Genomic DNA, 17764 nt, shown 5'->3' on the forward strand with positions numbered 1-17764 from the left:
ACGGGATTCGCCGAGAAAGGAGACCGGCCCGGTGCCCACCGGCATAGCCCTCCGCGACGTGCGCGAACAGCTCTTCGACGCCGCCGAGCGCATCCTGCTCCGCGACGGGCCCAACGCCCTGACCAGCCGCGCGGTCACCACCGAGGCGGGCTGCGCCAAGGGCGTGCTCCACCGCCACTTCGCCGACTTCGACGCCTTCCTCGCCGAGCTGGTGACCGACCGCATCCGCCGCGTCGAGGCCCAGTCCGCCGCCCTGCGGGCCAGCGCGGGCACCGGCACCGTCGCGGGGAACCTCACCCTCGCGCTGCTGGAGCTGTTCGGCTCGGTCGCCGTGGCCGTCGTCAGCCTCGTCATCTCCCGCGACGGCCTGCGCGCCCGCCTGCGCCAGGCCGGGTCGGCCGGCCTCCCGCTGCTCGGCGAGGCCACGACCATGATCGCCGCCTACCTCGCCGCCGAGCGCGAGATGGGCCGCATCGCGGTCGACGCCGACGTCGACGCCCTCGCGCTCACCCTGATCGGCAGCGCCCACCTGCTGTTCGCCGGCCGCGAGGACGACCCGCCCGACGCCGCCGTCGTCGAGTGGATCGTCACCACGGCCATCGCCGACGCCGTCCAGCGCCGCCTGCTCTGAACCCCCGCCTCACCGGGCCGCGGCCGCCCCCAGGGCGATGGGCCACACGACCAGCAGGTACGCCTCCGACGGCTGGTTCGACGGCGTCGGCCGGTCCCGGCGACGGCCGTGGACGCGCAGGCCGTACCGCCCGGCGCCCTGGGGCGTCAGGTCGATCGGCTCGTCGGCGACGCCCCGGACGCGCATCAGGCCGGTGGTGGTGACGAACTCGACCTCCTCGCTCTCCTCCCAGCCTCGGACGGCCGCCACGGGCGGCCCGTCCTGCCAGTTCACGTGCAGGCCGACGCGTCCCGCACGCTTGGCCGTACGGATGAGCAGCGAGTCGGGGGCGGCGGCGACCAGCCCGTCCGGCAGCGGCGGCGGGACGGCGGTGTCCTGGAAGGGGTTGACGATCCGGATCCGGTGGTCGGCGGTCGCCACCGTGACCCGTACCGGGTGCGGCAGCGCGGGCCGCTCGTCCCGGCCCGACGCCTTGCGGCCGCGCTCCGAGTGCGGGAGGCCGTGCTCGCGCGTCCATCGCTGGATCTCGGTCGGCTTGTCGGGCAGGCCCAGCTCCTCGGCGACCCCGATGCCGAGCCTCGCCGCCGCCTCCGGCCCGGTCTCCATGGGCCAGACGGTCACCAGGTAGAACTCGAACGGCACCTTCGGCACCGCGGCCGGGTCGACGTCCCGGCCGCGGGCCTGCACGCGCATGCCGTAACGGCCCGGCCCCTGGGGGGTCAGGAGGGGCAGGGCGTCCGGCGGGGAGTGCGTCATGCCGGACAGGCGCACCTCGCCGGTGAAGGTGACGAGCTCCACCTCCTCGCTCTCGTCCCAGCCCTCGGGGTCGAGGGGCGGGGCGGTCTCGGCCAGCCGTACGGTCACGTCCACGACGCCGGTGTGGATGCCCGTCCGGATCACGGCGGCGCCGGGCGCCGCGGCGGTCAGTCCGTTGGGGACGGTTCCCGGATGGGCGCGGCCCGGCTCGCCGACCACGATCTGGTGATGGGTGACGTGCACGTCGGCCCTGGCTCGGGCGGGAGGTAAGTGGATCATCCCCGGAAGCCTAGGCCCGGCCGCCCGGACGTGGCCCGCTGGAGGGATCTTGGGGCTACGATCTCCCCCGTAGCCCCTTTCGTCCGGAAGGCGTCGCGATGAGCGAACGTTCGCTGAACACCGATGTTCCGAGCCCCGCCCGTATCTACGACCTGTGGCTGGGCGGCAAGGACAACTACGAGATCGACCGGATGGTGAGCGAGCAGATCCTCGCCGCCGTGCCCGACCTGCCGGTGCTGGCCCGTACGAACAGGGAGTTCCTCGGCCGCGCGGTGCGGTACATGGCCGGGGAGGCGGGCATCCGGCAGTTCCTGGACATCGGCACCGGAATCCCCACGGCGGACAACACCCACCAGGTCGCCCAGTCGGTGGCTGCGGACAGCCACGTCGTGTACGTCGACAACGACCCCATGGTCCTGGCCCACGCGCGGGCGCTGCTGCGGGCCGCGCCCGCGGGGACGACCGCCTTCGTCGACGCCGACCTGCGCGAGCCCGGCAAGATCCTGGCCGCCGCCGCCGAGCACCTCGACTTCGACCGGCCGATCGGGCTGACGCTGCTCGGCGTCGTGGACTTCCTCCCCGACACCGGCCAGGCCCGCTCGATCATCGCCGAGCTGCTGGAGCCGATGGCGCCGGGCAGCCACCTGGCCATCTCCCACGGCGTGGTCGGCAGGCGGCTCGAAGAGGGCGTGCGCCACTGGAACGAGAGCGGTGGGGCGCCCATGACGCTGCGCAGCCTTGAGGAGGTCACGAGCTTCTTCGACGGGCTGGAGCTGCTGGAGCCGGGCGTGGTGCCGCTGCCGCGCTGGCGTCCCGTCCCCGAGACGCTGTACGCCGACCGCGAGGCCGTCTACTGCGCGGGCGTCGGCCGCAAGCGCTGACCGTCCCCGGCTTCGCGCCGGTCCGGGCGATGCCGCCTTGCCGACCGGCGTACGCCGCCTGGCGGGCCCGCGTACCCTGAGTCCCCGATCAACTTCACCGAGTGACGGGAGCGGGATGGACGACGGGTTCGGCGCGGGGCTGGGGAGCGAGCGGGACCGGTGCGCGCGGGATCCGTGCCCCTGGCCGCCGGGGCCGTTCACGACCGGGGACGCCAGGTGGTTCTTCGGGCGCGAGCGGGTCGTGTCCGAGCTGGTGGGGCTGCTCGGGGAGCCGCGCGCCGCCCATCCCGTGGTGCTGGCCGGGGCGGCGGGGTCGGGCAAGACGTCGGTGCTGGCCGCCGGGCTGGTGCCGGCCGTCCTGGCGGGTTCGCCGGCGGGGGCGACGGAGCGGGGTCGCGCCGGGGTGTTGTGGCGTACGCCCGGCTCCCCGGTCCGGGGCGGGGGGCGGCCGGTGGAGGAGTGCGCGCTGCTGGTGGTCGACCGGTTCGAGGAGCTGTTCACGGCTCGGGCGGGGTCCGGGGGCAAGGCGTACGTCGAGGAGCTGTGCGCGCTCGCGGCGGGCGGGCTGCCGGTGGTGATCGGGATGCGGGCCGGCTGCTACGAGCGGTGCCTGGGGTTTCCGCCGCTGGTCGAGGCGCTGCGGACGCGATCGCTGCCGCTCGGCCCGATGACCGGCGACGAGCTGCGCCGCGCGATCACCGAACCGGCCCGGGTCGCCGGACTGTCCCTGGAGCCGGGGCTGGCCGAGACGATCCTGCACGACCTGGGCGTCCGCGACGACGCCCCGGCGGCGGCCGACGCGCTGCCGCGCCTGTCCCACGCGATGCGCGCCACCTGGCACCGCCGCGACGGCGACACCCTCACCCACGCCGCCTACCGGCAAGCCACCGCGCCACCCCTCCCCCCCGGCCCCACGCCCGCTTCCCCCTCCCCCGACCGGGAGAAACCCGTTGGGCCCTCTTCTGGCGCGGAGGCGGCGGCTTCCTCCTCTGGCGGGGGGCCCGCGGCACTCTCCTCAGGCTCCGGTGGGGGCGGCAGGGGGTGTCCGGTCGGGCGGAGGGTGCGGGGGCTGGTCGTGGCGCTGGTGGTGCTGGTGGTGGTCGCCGGGGCGGGCGCGGGGCTGGCGTGGCAGAAGAGCGGCCGGGCGAGCGCCGCCCGCGTCACCGCGCTCGCCGAGCGGGCCGCCGTCCAGGCGCGGGCGCTGCGGGCCACGGACCCGGCGCTGGCGATGCAGGTGGCGGTGGCCGCCCAGGGCCTGGCCGACACCCCGGGCACCCGCGGCACGCTGCTCGACACCGCCGAGCCGTACGCCACCCGCCTGCGCTCGGCCGGCGACCGGCTGCGGGCGATCGCCTACAGCCAGGACCACGCCCTGCTCGCGACCGGCGCCGACAACGGCGTGGTCGAGCTGTGGGACGCCACCGACTCGCGCCGCCGCACCCCGCTGGCCACCCTGCCGCGGGCCGCCGGGCCGGTCGGCGCGCTCGCCTTCCGGCCGTCCGGCGGGGACCGCGTCCTGCTGGCGGCCACTCGGCAAGGGGTGGAGGTGTGGAACGTCGTGGACCCCGCCCGCCCCCGGCACGTCGCCGCCCTGCCCGGCGCGGCGACGGCGGCGTTCACGCCGGACGGCCGCACGGTGCTGGCCGCCGCCGCGCACGGCGTCCGGCGCTGGCGGCTCGCCGGCCGTCCGGTCGCCCTGCCCCCGGTACGCGCCTCCGCCCAGGTCACCCGCTTCGCCGTCGGCGACGACACGGTGGTGACCGGCCACGACGACGGCAGCGTGCGCCTGTGGGACCCGGCGCGGCCCGCCTCCCCCGCGGACACGATCGCGACCGGCCTCCAGGACGGCCCCGCCGCGCTCGCGATCAGCCCCGACGGCGGCGCGCTGGCCTGGTCGGCGCCCGCCCGCGGCACCTGGGTCTGCCTCCTGCGCGCCCGCCGCTGCGAGCGGCCCGTCCGGTACGGCGAGCCCGCCGGCGCCCTGGCCTTCAGCCCGGACGGCACCGTCCTGGCCGCCGCCGGCGACGACCGCGCGGTCCGGCTGTGGAGCCTCGCAAGCCGCGCGGAGGTCACCTCGTTCCCGCACCCCGACCGCGTGCTCGGCCTCGCCTTCACCGCCGACGGCCAGGCGCTGGCCACCGGGTCGGCGGCCGGCGCCTTCTACCAGTGGCGCCATCCGGTGCGCGTGCCCGACCCGGTGACCGGGCTGGTCCTGAGCCGGGACCGGACGCTCATGGCCACGACCGGCACGCGCGGCGGCGCGCTGTGGGACGTCCGCGATCCCCGCCACCGCGTGCTGCTGTCACGCTGGAACGTTCCAGCAGCCGCCGCCCCGGCGCTGAGCGGCGACGGCCGCCGCCTGGCCACCGTCGAGCGCGGCGTGGCCGTGACCGTGTGGGACATCCGCGACCCCTACCGCCCGGCCCGGCACGTCCGGCTGCCGGTGCGCGGCCTCGCGGTCGCCGCGCTCAGCCCCGACGGACGCGTCCTGGCCACCGGCGACCACGGCGGCCGGCTGCTGCTCTGGGACGTCACCGGCCCGCCGCGCCGCCTGGCCGCCCGCGACGGCTTCGGCGACGTCGGCGCGCTCGACTTCAGCCCCGGCGGCGGCCTGCTGGCCAGCGGCGGCGCCGACCGCGGCGTACGGCTGTGGGACGTGCGCCGCCGCGCCCTCGACCAGGTCGCCCACCACGAGGAGCACGCCGACGCGGTGGCCGGCGTGCGCTTCGGCCCGAAGGGCGACGTGCTGGTCAGCACCGGCCACGACCGGACCGCCCGCGTCTGGCGGATCGCCGATCCGGGCCGCGCCCCCCGTCCGGCGGTCCTGCGCGGGCACGGCGGCACCGTCCTGGTCGCCGGGTTCAGCCCCGACGGCGCCGCCCTGGCCACCACGGACGCCTCCCGCACCACCCGCCTGTGGGACCTGCGCTCCCGCCGGCCGATCGCCGAGCTGTCCCACCCCGACCTCGGGACCGTCCTGTACGCCGACGACCACACCCTCGTCTCGGCCGCCGGGCGCGACCTGCGGTTGTGGGACCTGCGGCCGGAGTCGGTGGCCGCGCGCGTCTGCGAGGCCGCCGGGATGCCGCTCACCCGGGCCGAGTGGCGGCGCTACTTCGACGACCTGCCCTACCGTCCGCCCTGCTCGTGACCTCCGGCAGGGCGCTGACAGAGATCTGGCAGCGGTACCTGGCACGGTCCCCCCATGACGGACAAGACGGACGTGCTCATCGTCGGCGCCGGGCCCACCGGCCTCACCCTCGCCGTGGAGCTGGCCCGGCGCGGGATCGCCCACCGCGTCGTCGAGCGGGCGGCGGCGCCCTCGGCGGGCTCGAAGGGCAAGGGCCTCCAGCCGCGCACGCTGGAGATCTTCGACGACCTCGGGATCGTCGACCGGGTCCTGGCCGGGACGACGCCCTACCCGCCGATCCGGGTCAGGATCGGGCGGCTGCCGGTCTACCAGGGCCGCATGCACCGGCCGGCGGCGGCGAGCGAGCAGGTGCCGTACCCGATGGTCCGGATGCACCCGCAGTGGCGCACCGAGGCGCTGCTGCGGGAACGGCTGGCCGAGCTGGGCGGCGCGGTCGAGCACGGCGCCGAGCTGACCGGCTTCGAGCAGGACGCGGACGGTGTGACGGCCCGGCTCGGCACCGGGACGACGCTGCGGGCCCGCTACCTGGTCGCCGCCGACGGCGGCAGGAGCACGGTGCGCAAGGCGCTCGGCATCGGGTTCACCGGCCAGACCCGCGAGGAGGAGCGCATGGTCCTCGGGGACGTGCGCGTCGAGGGGCTGGACCGCGAGCACATCCACGCCTGGGTGCGGCCGGGCAGGGGGATGGTCGCCCTCCATCCCATGGCCGGCACCGACGCCTTCCAGTTCATGGCCCCCCTCAGGCCGGGCGCGACGCCTGACCTGACCCTGGCCGGCTTCCAGCGGCTCTTCGCCGAACGCTCGATGCTGCGCGCGGCCCGCGTCACCGAGCTGCTGTGGTTCTCGCTCTACCGGGTCAACATCCGGCTGGCCGACGCCTACCGCGCCGGACGCGTGCTGCTGGCCGGGGACGCCGCCCACGTGCACTCCCCGGCGGGCGGCCAGGGGCTCAACACCGGCGTCCAGGACGCCTACAACCTGGGCTGGAAGCTGGCCCGCGCGCTGACCGGCGGGCCGGCGTCGCTGCTGGACACCTACGAGGAGGAGCGCCGCCCGGTCGCCGCCCGCGTGCTCGGCCTCAGCACGGACCTGCACGACCGGAAGTCGTACAAGCGGGACGAGGAGACCTACCAGCTCCGGGTCGGCTACCGGGGCGGCTCGCTGGCCCGCGCGGGCGGCGAGCGGATGCCCGACGGGCCGCTGCGGCTGGCCGGCGGCTCCCGGGCGCGCCTGTTCGACCTGCTGCGCGGCCCGCACTTCACGCTGCTGTCGCCGGACCCCGCGCCCCGCGTGCCGGGCGGCCCGCAGGTGCGGGCGTACGCGCCGGCCGAGCCGTACGGCGGGGCGCGGCACACGCTCGTGCGCCCGGACGGCCACGTCGGGATCGCCACGGACTCCGCCGCCGAGCTGACCCACTACCTGACGCTGGTGTGAGGGCCCCTCTGTAGTGAACCTGTAGTGGCTCTCTTGCGCCCCCGCACATCCTTGGATCTCAGCGGGCGCCACCCGTGCGCCCCGAGCAACCAGGGAGATCCTCATGGTCAAGACCGCTCGCCGTTACGCCAAGTACGCCGTCAGCGCCCTGTCCACCGCCATCTTCGTGCTGAACGGCTGATCACCCTCGCGTGCACCCCCGGGGGACCGCGTCTCCCGGGGGGCCACCCCCCACACGAGCGGAAGGACGAGGCGTGTTCGGCACCGCGGTACGCCAGCTCGGTTATGCCTGGTCGATGATGTCGGGCCGCAGGTTCCGCCTGCGGGACGTGAACGCGCTGGCCGACGACATGCGCGTGACCCTGGAGACGTTCGGGTCCCCGGGCGAGGGCGCCGACGACCTGCTCGCGGGCAGCGACCCCGAGCTCCAGGAGGACCTGACCCGGCGGCGGCTGCGGCGCACGGTCCGCCACGCGGCCGCCGAGAGCCCCTACTACCGGCGCTGGTTCGAGACGAACGGCGTGGACCCCGGCTCGATCACGCCCGCGACGCTGTCCACGATCCCGCCCACGTCCAAGGCCGACCTGCGCGGCATGCCCGCCGCGTTCGTCTCCGACCGCGCCCGCCCGGTCGTGCTCGCGCACACGACGGGGACGACCGGGACGCCGACCATGGTGTGGTTCTCGGCGTACGAGATCGAGCTGATGTCCTCGATGTCGGCGCTGGCGCTCATGCTCGCCGGCAACCTGCGCTCCGCCGACCTGTGGGCCAACGCGATCAGCTCGCGGTCCATCGCCCAGATCCTCACCGAGCGGGCCGTCACGCGGACCGGGGCCGCGTTCGTGCACCTGGGCGCGGTCGATCCGGCCGTCGCGCTCGACCGGCTGGCCACCCCGATGCACGTGCCGGGCAAACACCCGCAGATCACCCAGCTCAACGTGACCGCCTCCTACCTGGCGGCCCTGGTCCGGGAGGCCGAGCGAGGCGGCTGGCAGGCCGGCGACTTCGGCCTGAGCACGATCTGGTCCGGCGGCGAGGTGCTGACCGACGCGCTGCGCGTGCGCGCGGAGCACACGTTCGGCGCGCAGGTCCGCGACGGCTACTCCATGACCGAGATCGCCCCCGTGGGCGGCCGGGTCTGCGCCGACGGCCACCTGCACCTGCCGGCCGACCAGGGGCTGGTCGAGATTTTGGACCCCGTCACCCTGCGGCCCGCCGAGCCGGGGGCCGTCGGCACCATCGTGGTCACCCCGTACTCCACCTACCGCGACACCACCCTGCTGCTCCGGTACGTCACCGGCGACCTGGTCAGGGTCCTGCGCGCGGACGAGCAGCCGTCGTGCGCGCTGGCCGCGCTGCCCGCGACCTCGCGCGTGCTCGGGCGGGTGTCGCCCGGCGGGCTCACCACGCGCGACGTCCTGGACGTGCTGCAGGCCGAGCACGCGCTGCCGCTGCCCACGCGCTGGTCGCTGGAGGGCTCCCTGCTGTACGTCGTGGCCGGCAAGTCCGACGCGGGCCTGCTCGGCCGCCTGGAGGAGCGGGCGCACGGGCTGCCCCTGGACGGCATCGTCCTGGTCGAGACCGCCGACGACCTGCCCACTCCCTGCCGGCTCCGCGCCGACCTGCTGGAGCTCAGCTTCGAGCGAGGACTGTGATGACCCCGTACGTGCCGGCGCTGTACGCGCTCGTCGCCCTGACCGTCGCGCTGACCGCCGCCTACCTGGGCCGCTATGTCATGGCCAGGCCGCCGGTCGGCCGGATGGTGGGCTCCGACATCGCGGTCATGGTCGCCGCGCTGGTGGTGATGCCGTTCGCGTACCTGCACCTGCCGACCGGCGTGGTGGTGTCGGTCTTCGGGCTGGTGGTGCTGACGCTGGGGCAGCTCACGCTCGCGCCCGTGCTGGGCGGCCGGTGGGCGACGGCGGCGGTGCTGCTGCTGTGCGCCGCCGACGTGGCCGTCCACCTCGCCGGATGGCCGGCGGGGGTGCTGGTGGTCAACGACGTGCTGCTGATGCTGCTCGTCGTCGGGGCGGTGAACCTGTGGGTGCAGGCGGCGGTCACGCCCGGCCAGGTGGCCGCGCTGGCGGTGGCGCTCACCGGCTACGACACGCTGGCCACCGGGCTGTCCTCGCTCACCCTCGACTTCGTGCAGCGCATGCAGGGGCTGCCGTTCGCTCCCGTGCTGGCCACCTCCTACGGCGCGAACCCGTCACTGATCGGCCTCGGGGACTGCCTGATGTTGTCGCTCTGGCCGGCGGTGGCGGTCCGGGCGTACGGGAAGGCGGCCGCCTGGTGGGCGGCGGGGCTGGAGGCGGTGCTGCTGGCGGTCTCCATCGCCGTCGTGCTGGGCGGCGGGCGGCCGATCCCGCTGCTGACCGCGCTCGGCCCGCTGATCTTCGTCCAGTGGCTGTACTGGCGGCGGTGGTCGGCCCGGCGCACGCCCGCGCCGGGCCGGCCCGCGGTGAACCGCGCGCTGGACGTCCCGGCCGGCGCGCCGGAGGGGGTGTGGGCCGCGCTGGACGACGGCGGCGCGCTCGTCGGCGAGGGCGCCACCCCGGGCCAGGCCCGCCGCGAGGCCCGGCTGGCAGGCGCGACCGGCACCCCGGTCGTGCGGTGGCTCCAGGACTGAGCCGCAGGCCCGCGCCCGGCCCGGAGGTGACCGTCACGGCCGGCCGGGAGGCTGACCGTCACGGCTCGCCGGAAAGGTGACCGTCACGGATTGTCGCGGGGGTGGTCCTTCAGGTAGGCGGCGACCTGGCGGCCCTCCGGGGTGTCGCCGAACAGGGGCAGGGCGTGCCGCCAGGCCGTGGCCGCCTCCTCGTGCCGTCCGAGGCGGGCGTGGGCGCGGCCCATCTCCGTGAGCGTGCGGGCCCGCCACACCTGCGGGCCGTCGCGGCCGAGCCGGTCCAGCGCGGCGGCCAGGTGCCGCAGCGCCTCGCGCGGGTCGCCCTGGCGCAGCCGGACGACGCCGAGTGCGTGCCCGCTCAGCGCCTCGCCCAGGACGTCGCCGCACTCCACGAACAGCCGCAGGCTCGCCGCCAGCGTCTCGGCCGCCTCCTCGAACCGGCCGAGCGCGCCCAGCGCCTCGCCGAGCCTGCGCAGCACCTTGCTCATCTCGACCCGGTCGCCGACGGCCTGGGCGGTCAGCAGGCTCTCGCGGTAGCACGCGACCGCCTCAGCCGTCTCGCCCGCCTGGTAGCAGGCGGTGCCGAGGGCGCGCAGCAGGTTGCCGCGGGTGCCGTGGTCCTCCTCGCCGGTCTCCGCCAGCCGGGCACGCGCGATCTTGACGGCCTGCTCGTGCTCGCCGCGTTCGATGTGGATCCAGATCGGCCACGTCCAGGCGTAGGCCAGGCCGGCGGCGTCGTCGTGCGCGGCCAGCAGCTCGATCGCCGCGTACGCGTCGGCCAGCGCCTCGTCCAGCCGGCCCGAGCCGTGGCGGTCGGCGGCCCGGCTGATCAGCGCGTACGCGGCCCCGTGCGGGTCGCCGACCCGCTCGAAGGCGGCCAGCAGCTCCCCGCACGCCGCGTCGGCGGCCGGGTAGCGGCCCCGCTCGATGTCCATGTTGACCAGCAGCAGCCTGGACCGCAGGGCCGTGCGCTCGTCGCCCGCCGCGGTGGCCGCCGCGATCACCGCGTGCTGGACGCGCTCGGCGTCGGCCAGGAAACGTTCCATCGTCAGGTAGCCGGTCAGGTGGTGGGCCAGCTCCGCGGCGGTGGCGACCTGCCCCAGCTCGGCGGCGGTGGTGACGGCGAGCACCAGCGTGCGCCGCTCGGCCGACAACCACACCGTGCCGGCGGGCGTGCCGGAAGTCGGGCCGGCGGGCATGCTGGAAGCCGGGTCGGCGGGCGTGCCGGGGCCGGGGTCTCCGCGTTCGTAGGGCGGGGACAGCGGGATGGGCAGGCCGCGGGCGGCGGCCCTGGTCCTGCGGAGGCTTTCCAGCGCGAGCCGGGTCAGCGCGGCGTGCCGCTGCCCGGCCGGCTCCTCCGCCTCGGCGCGTTCCCTGGCGTAGACGCGCAGCAGGTCGTGCAGCCGGTAGCGGGGCTGACCGGCGGCGTCGATCTCGGTGGAGGTGAGCATGCCGCGCGCGACCAGCGTCTCCAGGACGGCGTCGGCCTCCCGCGCGGGCAGGCCGAGCAGGGCGGCGGTGGTCCACTCGGCGACGCTGTCCAGCCCGGCCAGCCCGAGCAGGCGGAAGGCGTGCCTGGCCCACTCCGGCAGCGCCGCGTAGCCGGGCTCGAACGTCGCCCGCACGTCGAGGCCGCCGACGACCAGCTCGTCCAGGTCGTGGCCGGCCAGGCGGGTGGCCAGCTCGCGGACCGGCCAGACCGGGCGGATGGCCAGGCGGGCGCCGGCGACCCTGAGCGCCAGCGGCAGCCGGCCGCAGGAACGCAGGATCTCCTCGGCGGCGTCCGGCGCGGCGCCGATCCGGTCGCGGCCGGCCACGCGTTCGAGCAGCAGCCGGGCGTCCCGCTCGCCGGGCAGGTCGAGCCGGATCCGGACGGCGCCCTCCAGCGCGGGCAGCGGCGAGCGGGAGGTCACCAGGACCGCGCCGCGCGGGGTGCCCGGCAGCAGGTGGCGGAGCTGCGCCTCGTCCACGGCGTCGTCGAGGACGACCAGCACCGCCTGGTCGGCCAGCCGCTGGCGAAGCAGCCCGGCTCGTTCCTCGGCCGAGGCGGGGATCATGGCGCCGTCCAGGCCGAGGGAGCGCAGCAGCACGTCGAGCAGTTCGCCGGGGTCGCGCGGGCCGCGGGCGTCCTGGCCGAGCCGGACGAAGAGCTGGCCGCCCGGGTAGTCGGCGCGCAGCAGGTGGGCCAGGTGCACGGCGAGCGTGGTCTTGCCGATGCCGGGCAGGCCCGACAGGATCGCGATCGGCGGGCTGAGCCGGTCCGGCCGCGCCCGTAACAGCGGCAGCAGCTCGGCGATCTCCGGTTCCCGGCCGACGAAGTCGGCGGTGTCGGCCGGGAGCTGACACAACGCCTGTAGCGGCACGGCCGCCCCGGGCCACTGGTCGGCCGGGCCGGCCGCCGGGAAGCGCGGATCGGCCGGCGTGGTCGCCCCCGGCGGCCGGTCGAGGTCGGGGTCGCCGGCGAGCAGCGCGGCGTGCAGGCGGCGCAGCTCGGGGCCGGGTTCCAGGCCCAGCTCGGCGACCAGCAGCTCGCGGGCCTCGCGGAAGGCCTCCAGCGCCTCGTCCCGCCGCCCGCCGCGGTGCAGGGCGATCACGAGCTGCTCCCACAGCCGCTCGCGCAGCGGGTGGGCGGCGATGAGGGCGCGCAGCTCGGCGACGAGGTCGTCCTGCCGGAGGGCGAGCCGGGCGTCGATCCACTCCGACCGGGCGACCGCGAGGCGTTCCTCCAGTTCGAGGAGCCGGGGGGCCATCGCGCCGGTGAGCGGCACGTCCTCGGCGGGCGCGCCGCGCCACAGGGCGACGGCCTCGGCGTAGGCGCGCTCGGCCGCGGCCAGGTCGCCCGCCGCCCGCTCCCGCCGGGCCAGCCGCAGGGTGTCCTCGAACACCAGCAGGTCCAGGCTGCCCGACGGGACCTCGCAGACGTAGCCCGTGCCCTCGGTGCGCACCAGCAGGCCGCCGCCCGCCAGGGACCGCCGGAGCTGGTGGACGTAGGTCTGGATGTTGGCCAGGGCCGAGCGCGGCGGATCGTCCCAGACGGCGGAGATCAGGCGCTCCCTGGAGACGGTCGCGTTCGGGTGGAGCAGCAGGACGCCGAGCACCGCCCGCTGCTTGCGGCTCAGGTGCACCCGCCCGCCGGGGCCGTTGACCCGGATCGTGCCGAGGATCGCGAAGTCCACCGTGCCTCCCTCGTGGCCGAACCGAAAGATCGGCTTTCCGGACGGCAGTACATCCCCCGCGACGGCGTTTTGACAATCCCGGGTGAGGGACCCTGACCTGATCCGGCGCGGTCAGCCGCAGACGGGCCGGTAGGGCAGCGTGGGCACATACGTCCGCCACTCCCGTTCGGTCAGCGCCCGCCCGGCGCGCGCGCAGACCGTCTTCGCCACCAGTTCGGCGGCGCCGGGACGCGCCCGACGGTCCCGCCGGCGTCCACCGTCAGGACGTGCGAGCCGTCGGGGGCGAAGGCGATCGACAGCAGCTCGCCCTCGTCGCGGTCGAGTCCGCCGCCCGGGTCGGCGGACAGGCCGAGGTCGCCGCCCGTCGTGGGGTCGATCAGGCGGACGCGGCCCTGCCCCGCGTTGACCGCGACGAGGTCCTCGACCGGCGAGTACGCCGGAGTGCCGAGGAAGGAGAAGCCCTCGGTCCCCTCGGTCAGCCGCCGGCCGCCCGCGTCCCACGTGCTCAGCCGGCCGCGCGAGTCGAACACGACCAGCCCGTCCCCCGCGTGGGTGAAACGCACCCAGGAGCCCAGGACGTCCTTGCCGAAGACGCTGAACGGCGGGCCCGCGACCCGGCCGTCGGCCGCCCGCAACACGCGCACGTCCAGGCCGGTCACCGCCAGCCGTCCGCCGTCGGGCGCGAACGCCAGGTCCACGACCTGGCTCAGGGGCGTGCTCCACAGGCGGCGGCGCGACCGCCAGTCCCACAGCTCGACCGCGTCCTCGCCGGTTCCCGGACCGTCGAGCACGAGCGCGAGCCGGGCGCCGTCCGGGCTGAAGCGGACGAGCTCGGGCTGCGCCCGCCCCGCCCCCGCCGTGAACCCGCCCGCGGGCTGCCTGGTCGCGGCGTCCAGGACGCTGACGCCGTGGCCGGACAGCAGTGCGAGGCTCCGGCCGTCGCGGCTGAAGGCGAGCGCGTGCGCGGTGGGCAGGCGGCTGGACGTCCCGCCCCCGACCTGACGGAGCGCGCCGTCCACGACGAGGTGCAGCCCGTCCTCGCCGAGGTCGGCCCGCTCGTACGGCGAGCCCTCGACCGGCTCGTTCACCAGGTCGGCGACGTCCACGGCGAACACCTGGTCGCCGACGAGGTAGCGGAAGGTCGTGCCGTCGAAGGCGGCGGCCGGGCGGGTTCCGGCGTCCACGTCCCCGCGCACCGGGACGGCGCTCAGCAGGTGGCTGTCGGGCAGCCGCCAGAACTGGACGGTGGCGTCGGTGACGGTGGCCAGCAGCCGGCCCGTGTGGTCGAAGACGGGATCGCCCTTGTTCCAGGCGCCTTCCGTGCCCTCGCCGACCTCCTCGGTCCAGCCCTCCTCCGTCTGCCTCAGTGTCAGGGTCCCGTCGCCGGACGTGGCCAGCCACCGGCCGTCGGGGCTCAGCGTGCCGCGCCGGGCGGCGGGGTCGGTGACGTCCCACTGCTCGCTGTCGTCCGGCTTGACGATCACCTTGCGGCCCTCGTGCCGGCGGACGACGTCCTGCCAGCCCTCGACCAGGTCCCTGAGCCGGTGGACCGGCCAGTCGCCGACCGGGCGGCCGGTGCCGGCGTCCCAGGCGCGGGCGCGGCGCCCGGTGGCGGCGACCAGTGTGCGGCCTGAAGGGGACAGCCCGATGTCGGACACCCGCTCGCGGCCGAGGCCCAGGCCGGAGATCAGGGTGACGCGCCGGCCCGTGCGCACGTCCCAGAGCCGCGCCTGGTCCTGGCCGACGCTGAGCAGCGTGCGCCCGTCGGCGCCCAGCGCCCGCAGGGTGCTGCGGGCGGCGGCCGGATCGCGGAACATGCCGCGCTCGCGCTGCGCGAGCGCGGCGGTCAGCGCCGCCCTGGCCTGCGGCGTGGGCCGCAGCCGCCAGGCGGCCACGGCGAGCAGCCCGGCGAGCACCGGATCGCTGCGCCGGGTCGCCTCGGCGCGCGCGGCCAGGCGCGTGGACTCCGACGTCGTCAGGCGGTCCTGGAGCTCGTCGGCGCGGGCCGCGGCGAGCCTGCTCTGCTGGACGGCCACGCCGCCCGCGACCAGCGCGACGACCAGCAGCCCCGCCAGGCTCAACGTCAGCAGCCGGGCGCGGCGGGCCCGGCGTTTGGCCAGCCGCGCCGACGACTCCAGGAAGTCGCGCTCGGCCTGGGACAGCCTGATGTCGCGGCGGGCGGTCGCCGCCCAGCTCAGGGCCTCCTCCAGCATCGTGCCGTGGAACAGGCCGCCGTCCCTGCGGCCGCCGTCGTCCCAGCGCCGGACGGCGGCCAGGATCGGGCCGTGGACGGCCAGCCCCTCCCTGTTGGCCTCGATCCAGCGGCGCAGCCGCGGCCAGGCGTGCGGCAGGGCCGGACGGGCCAGCCAGACCTCGCGGCCGTCGCGGCCCAGCAGGTACGCGAACACCTCCAGGATCCTGGTGACCGCCGGGATCTCGGCCGCCGATCGGCCGGCCACCAGCTCGTCCAGGGCGGCCTTCCTGGTGGCCAGCTCGCCCATGCCGTCCACGGTGAACAGGCGCAGGAACACCTCGGGCGCCAGCTCCCGCTCCGCGGGGGACAGCAGGGTGTAGGAGTCCTCGGCCAGTGTGCCGAGCGACGGGTCGGCGACCGTCCCGGCGACGTGGGCGGCCTGTCGGCCGCGTTCGAGCAGCCGCGCGGTGTCGAGCCCGCCGTCCCCGCTGACCAGCGCGAGCAGCAGCTGGCGGGCCTCGGGACGCCGGCCGGGCTCCTTGCTCAGCGCCGCCGACACCAGCGGGCGCAGCGAGTCCGGCAGCGCGGCCAGGTCGGGCGTGGCCGACAACACCCGGTGCATCACCCCGCCCAGGCTCTCGGCCTCGAACGGGTCGGCGCCCGTGGCCGCGTACAGCACGACGCAGCCCCAGGCGAACACGTCCGCGGGCGCGCCGGCCCGCTGGCCGCCGAACACCTCGGGCGCCATGTACGTCGGCGTGCCGGTCACCAGGCCGGTCGCGGTCAGCGACATCTCGGCGGTGCGCGCGATGCCGAAGTCGATGACCCGCGGGCCGTCCGGGCCGAGCAGCACGTTGTCCGGTTTGAGGTCGCGGTGCACCACGCCGGCCTCGTGGATGGCGGTGAGCGCCGTCGCCACCGCCGTGGCCAGGCGGTGCAGGTCGCCGCCGAGGAAGCGGCGTCCGGCGGCGACCGCCTGGCGCAGGCTCGGCCCGGCGACGTACTCGCTGACGATGTGGGGGCGCGGGCCGTCCAGTTCGGCGGCGAGCACGCGGGCGGTGCAGAACGAGGCGACCCGCCGCGCCGCCTCGGCCTCCCTGGCCAGCCGTCCGGCCTCGTCGCCGTGCAGCACCTTGATCGCCACCCGGGCGCCGTCCTCGGCGTAGGCCTCGTAGACGACGCCCTGACCGCCGGCGCCCAGCCGTCCGGCGAGCCAGTAGCCGCCCAGGCGTTGCGGGTCGTCGGCGGTCAACGCGTTCACGGCTGGTTGGATGCGATGATCGCCGGCAAAGTTGTGGTCATTTTTGCCGATTTATCGGTGCTTGACATTCCAGCGGCGTCAGGATCTAGGATCGCCGCCGTGCTCATGACCTTGACGCTCAGCGCGGCGCTCGTTCTGACCGGAACGCCCGCGCAGGCCACCAAACCCGTGTCGTTCCAGGGGTTCACCATCCAGATACCGGTCTCCTGGAAGGTGAAGAAGGACCCGATCGGCGGGCTCGACGTGGTCACCGGGGCCTGCTCCAAGCGGGCGACGGAGTGCCCCGGCTTCTCCCTCGGCGGGCCGCGGGCCATCGCCTACGCCTCCGAGGGCGGCACGTACCGGCCGGGCCAGCCGTACCACCCCAGCAGCGGGGTCGTGGAGTGCGTCCCGGACCGGCGTTACCTGGAGGGCGTGCCGCCCGTCCGGCCGTCCCGCGCCGCGACCGTGCAGGTGGGGGCGGGGCACCAGGCCCGCTTCACCGAGTGGAGACTGGGCTGCCAGACGAGGACCAGCAAGCCGGTCCCGGTGTCCTTCACCCAGCGCATCTGGTACCTGCGCAAGGAGAAGGTGCTGGTCGTCGACCAGTGGAAGACCCCCGGGCTGGGGAACATCCTGGCCAAGGCCGTCTGGAAGTGACCGGGTTGCCCGCGCGCCGTGCGGGCAGGAGATCGTCATGCGCAGCAAGCGGCTCTCCACCGTCGAGGAACAGACGTACGCGGTGGTCCTCGACCCCGGTGACGAGGTGGTCGAGAGCCTGACGGCGTGGGCCGCCGACAACGGCGTCCGCGCCGCCCGGCTGACCGGCATCGGCGGGTTCCGGCAGGTCACGCTGGGCTTCTTCGACCCGGAGGCGCTCCGCTACGACCCGATCCCGGTCGACCGCCAGACCGAGGTGCTCTCCCTGATCGGCGACTTCGCCATGCCCGACGACGACGTGCGGCCCACCCTGCACGCCCATGCGGTCGTGGGCCTGCCGGACGGCACGACCCGCGGCGGCCACCTGCTGGGCGGCGAGGTGTGGCCGACGCTGGAGGTGATCGTCACGCAGTCCCCCAGCTATCTGCGGCGCCGCCACGACCCCGCCACCGGCCTGGCCCTCATCGACCTGCGCTGACCCCTCGGCCTGCGCCGCCGCCGGCCTCTCCTCCTGCGCTACCCCCGCCCGGCCGCCGGCCCGGCCCGCTCCCGTCCGGTCGCCGGGTGGCGGCGGTCACTCGAAGTCGTCCGGGTTCAGTTCCTTCATGTGCTCGAAGCGCTCGCGTTCCTCGTCGTACTCTTCCTCGCCTGCGGGGCCTTCGAGGTCGGCCGCGGGCGTCTCTTCGTCCTCGGGCTCTTTGCGTCGCATGCTCATCCCCCTCCCGGCGGACCGGGC

The 17764-nt window shown here is 76.1% G+C and carries 12 protein-coding genes; 8 read left to right on the plus strand and 4 right to left on the minus strand.

From position 1 onward, the window contains the following. Nucleotides 1–31: 31 nt before the first annotated feature. Nucleotides 32–631: a TetR/AcrR family transcriptional regulator gene (locus tag ACIBK9_RS43250; protein WP_397164783.1), complete on the plus strand. Its 600-nt coding sequence runs from the start codon at nucleotides 32–34 to the stop codon at nucleotides 629–631. A gap of 9 nt (nucleotides 632–640) precedes the next feature. Here ACIBK9_RS43250 and ACIBK9_RS43255 read toward each other — a convergent pair whose 3' ends face one another. Beyond that, the gene (locus tag ACIBK9_RS43255) at nucleotides 641–1666 is read right to left on the minus strand and encodes a hypothetical protein (RefSeq protein ID WP_397164785.1); all 1026 of its coding nucleotides are present in this window, start codon (nucleotides 1664–1666) and stop codon (nucleotides 641–643) included. A gap of 98 nt (nucleotides 1667–1764) precedes the next feature. On the opposite strand from ACIBK9_RS43255, the gene ACIBK9_RS43260 reads away from it, so the two are divergent. The 5 genes from ACIBK9_RS43260 to ACIBK9_RS43280 all read left to right on the plus strand — a co-directional run bounded on the left by ACIBK9_RS43260 (nucleotide 1765) and on the right by ACIBK9_RS43280 (nucleotide 9761). Beyond that, nucleotides 1765–2547: an SAM-dependent methyltransferase gene (locus tag ACIBK9_RS43260; protein WP_397164786.1), complete on the plus strand. Its 783-nt coding sequence runs from the start codon at nucleotides 1765–1767 to the stop codon at nucleotides 2545–2547. A 115-nt stretch (nucleotides 2548–2662) separates the two neighbouring features. Beyond that, the gene (locus tag ACIBK9_RS43265; protein ID WP_397164788.1) at nucleotides 2663–5698 is read left to right on the plus strand and encodes a hypothetical protein; all 3036 of its coding nucleotides are present in this window, start codon (nucleotides 2663–2665) and stop codon (nucleotides 5696–5698) included. A 54-nt stretch (nucleotides 5699–5752) separates the two neighbouring features. Beyond that, nucleotides 5753–7132: an FAD-dependent monooxygenase gene (locus tag ACIBK9_RS43270; RefSeq protein ID WP_397164790.1), complete on the plus strand. Its 1380-nt coding sequence runs from the start codon at nucleotides 5753–5755 to the stop codon at nucleotides 7130–7132. Nucleotides 7133–7386: 254 nt separating this feature from the next. Beyond that, a complete protein-coding gene (locus ACIBK9_RS43275) occupies nucleotides 7387–8787 on the plus strand; it encodes a phenylacetate--CoA ligase family protein (protein WP_397164792.1) in 1401 nt (466 codons plus the stop codon). Next, complete coding sequence (locus ACIBK9_RS43280) at nucleotides 8787–9761, plus strand: hypothetical protein (RefSeq protein ID WP_397164794.1); 975 nt, start codon at nucleotides 8787–8789, stop codon at nucleotides 9759–9761. Before ACIBK9_RS43275 ends, ACIBK9_RS43280 begins: the two co-directional genes overlap by 1 nt. An 83-nt stretch (nucleotides 9762–9844) precedes the next feature. On the opposite strand, the gene ACIBK9_RS43285 is transcribed toward ACIBK9_RS43280, so the two are convergent. Further along, nucleotides 9845–12934, minus strand: coding sequence for an AfsR/SARP family transcriptional regulator (locus tag ACIBK9_RS43285; RefSeq protein ID WP_397164795.1), 3090 nt, complete (start codon nucleotides 12932–12934; stop codon nucleotides 9845–9847). A 170-nt stretch (nucleotides 12935–13104) separates the two neighbouring features. Further along, nucleotides 13105–16389 (minus strand): protein kinase, encoded by a 3285-nt coding sequence (locus ACIBK9_RS43290; RefSeq protein ID WP_397164797.1) that lies wholly within the window; start codon nucleotides 16387–16389, stop codon nucleotides 13105–13107. 99 nt (nucleotides 16390–16488) lie between these two features. Between ACIBK9_RS43290 and ACIBK9_RS43295 the strand changes: the two genes are divergently transcribed. Both ACIBK9_RS43295 and ACIBK9_RS43300 read left to right on the plus strand, forming a co-directional pair. Then, entirely contained in the window at nucleotides 16489–17028 is a 540-nt protein-coding gene (locus ACIBK9_RS43295) for a hypothetical protein (protein ID WP_397164799.1), read from the plus strand. A gap of 37 nt (nucleotides 17029–17065) precedes the next feature. Beyond that, entirely contained in the window at nucleotides 17066–17506 is a 441-nt protein-coding gene (locus ACIBK9_RS43300; RefSeq protein WP_387668465.1) for a PPC domain-containing DNA-binding protein, read from the plus strand. Nucleotides 17507–17602: 96 nt separating this feature from the next. Here ACIBK9_RS43300 and ACIBK9_RS43305 read toward each other — a convergent pair whose 3' ends face one another. Continuing rightward, on the minus strand, nucleotides 17603–17737 hold the full coding sequence (locus ACIBK9_RS43305; RefSeq protein WP_358283063.1) for a hypothetical protein: 135 nt from the start codon (nucleotides 17735–17737) through the stop codon (nucleotides 17603–17605). Nucleotides 17738–17764 lie beyond the last annotated feature (27 nt).

The sequence above is a fragment of the Nonomuraea sp. NPDC050227 genome (assembly GCF_044459705.1).
Lineage (GTDB): Bacteria > Actinomycetota > Actinomycetes > Streptosporangiales > Streptosporangiaceae > Nonomuraea.

Bases quoted from the DNA above. Each gene is read 5' to 3' on its own strand.
- ACIBK9_RS43300 (WP_387668465.1), top strand. From the start codon at position 17,066: ATGCGCAGCAAGCGGCTCTCCACCGTCGAGGAACAGACGTACGCGGTG.
- ACIBK9_RS43255 (WP_397164785.1), bottom strand. From the start codon at position 1,666: ATGATCCACTTACCTCCCGCCCGAGCCAGGGCCGACGTGCACGTCACC.
- ACIBK9_RS43260 (WP_397164786.1), top strand. From the start codon at position 1,765: ATGAGCGAACGTTCGCTGAACACCGATGTTCCGAGCCCCGCCCGTATC.
- ACIBK9_RS43270 (WP_397164790.1), top strand. From the start codon at position 5,753: ATGACGGACAAGACGGACGTGCTCATCGTCGGCGCCGGGCCCACCGGC.
- ACIBK9_RS43305 (WP_358283063.1), bottom strand. From the start codon at position 17,737: ATGCGACGCAAAGAGCCCGAGGACGAAGAGACGCCCGCGGCCGACCTC.
- ACIBK9_RS43280 (WP_397164794.1), top strand. From the start codon at position 8,787: ATGACCCCGTACGTGCCGGCGCTGTACGCGCTCGTCGCCCTGACCGTC.
- ACIBK9_RS43265 (WP_397164788.1), top strand. From the start codon at position 2,663: ATGGACGACGGGTTCGGCGCGGGGCTGGGGAGCGAGCGGGACCGGTGC.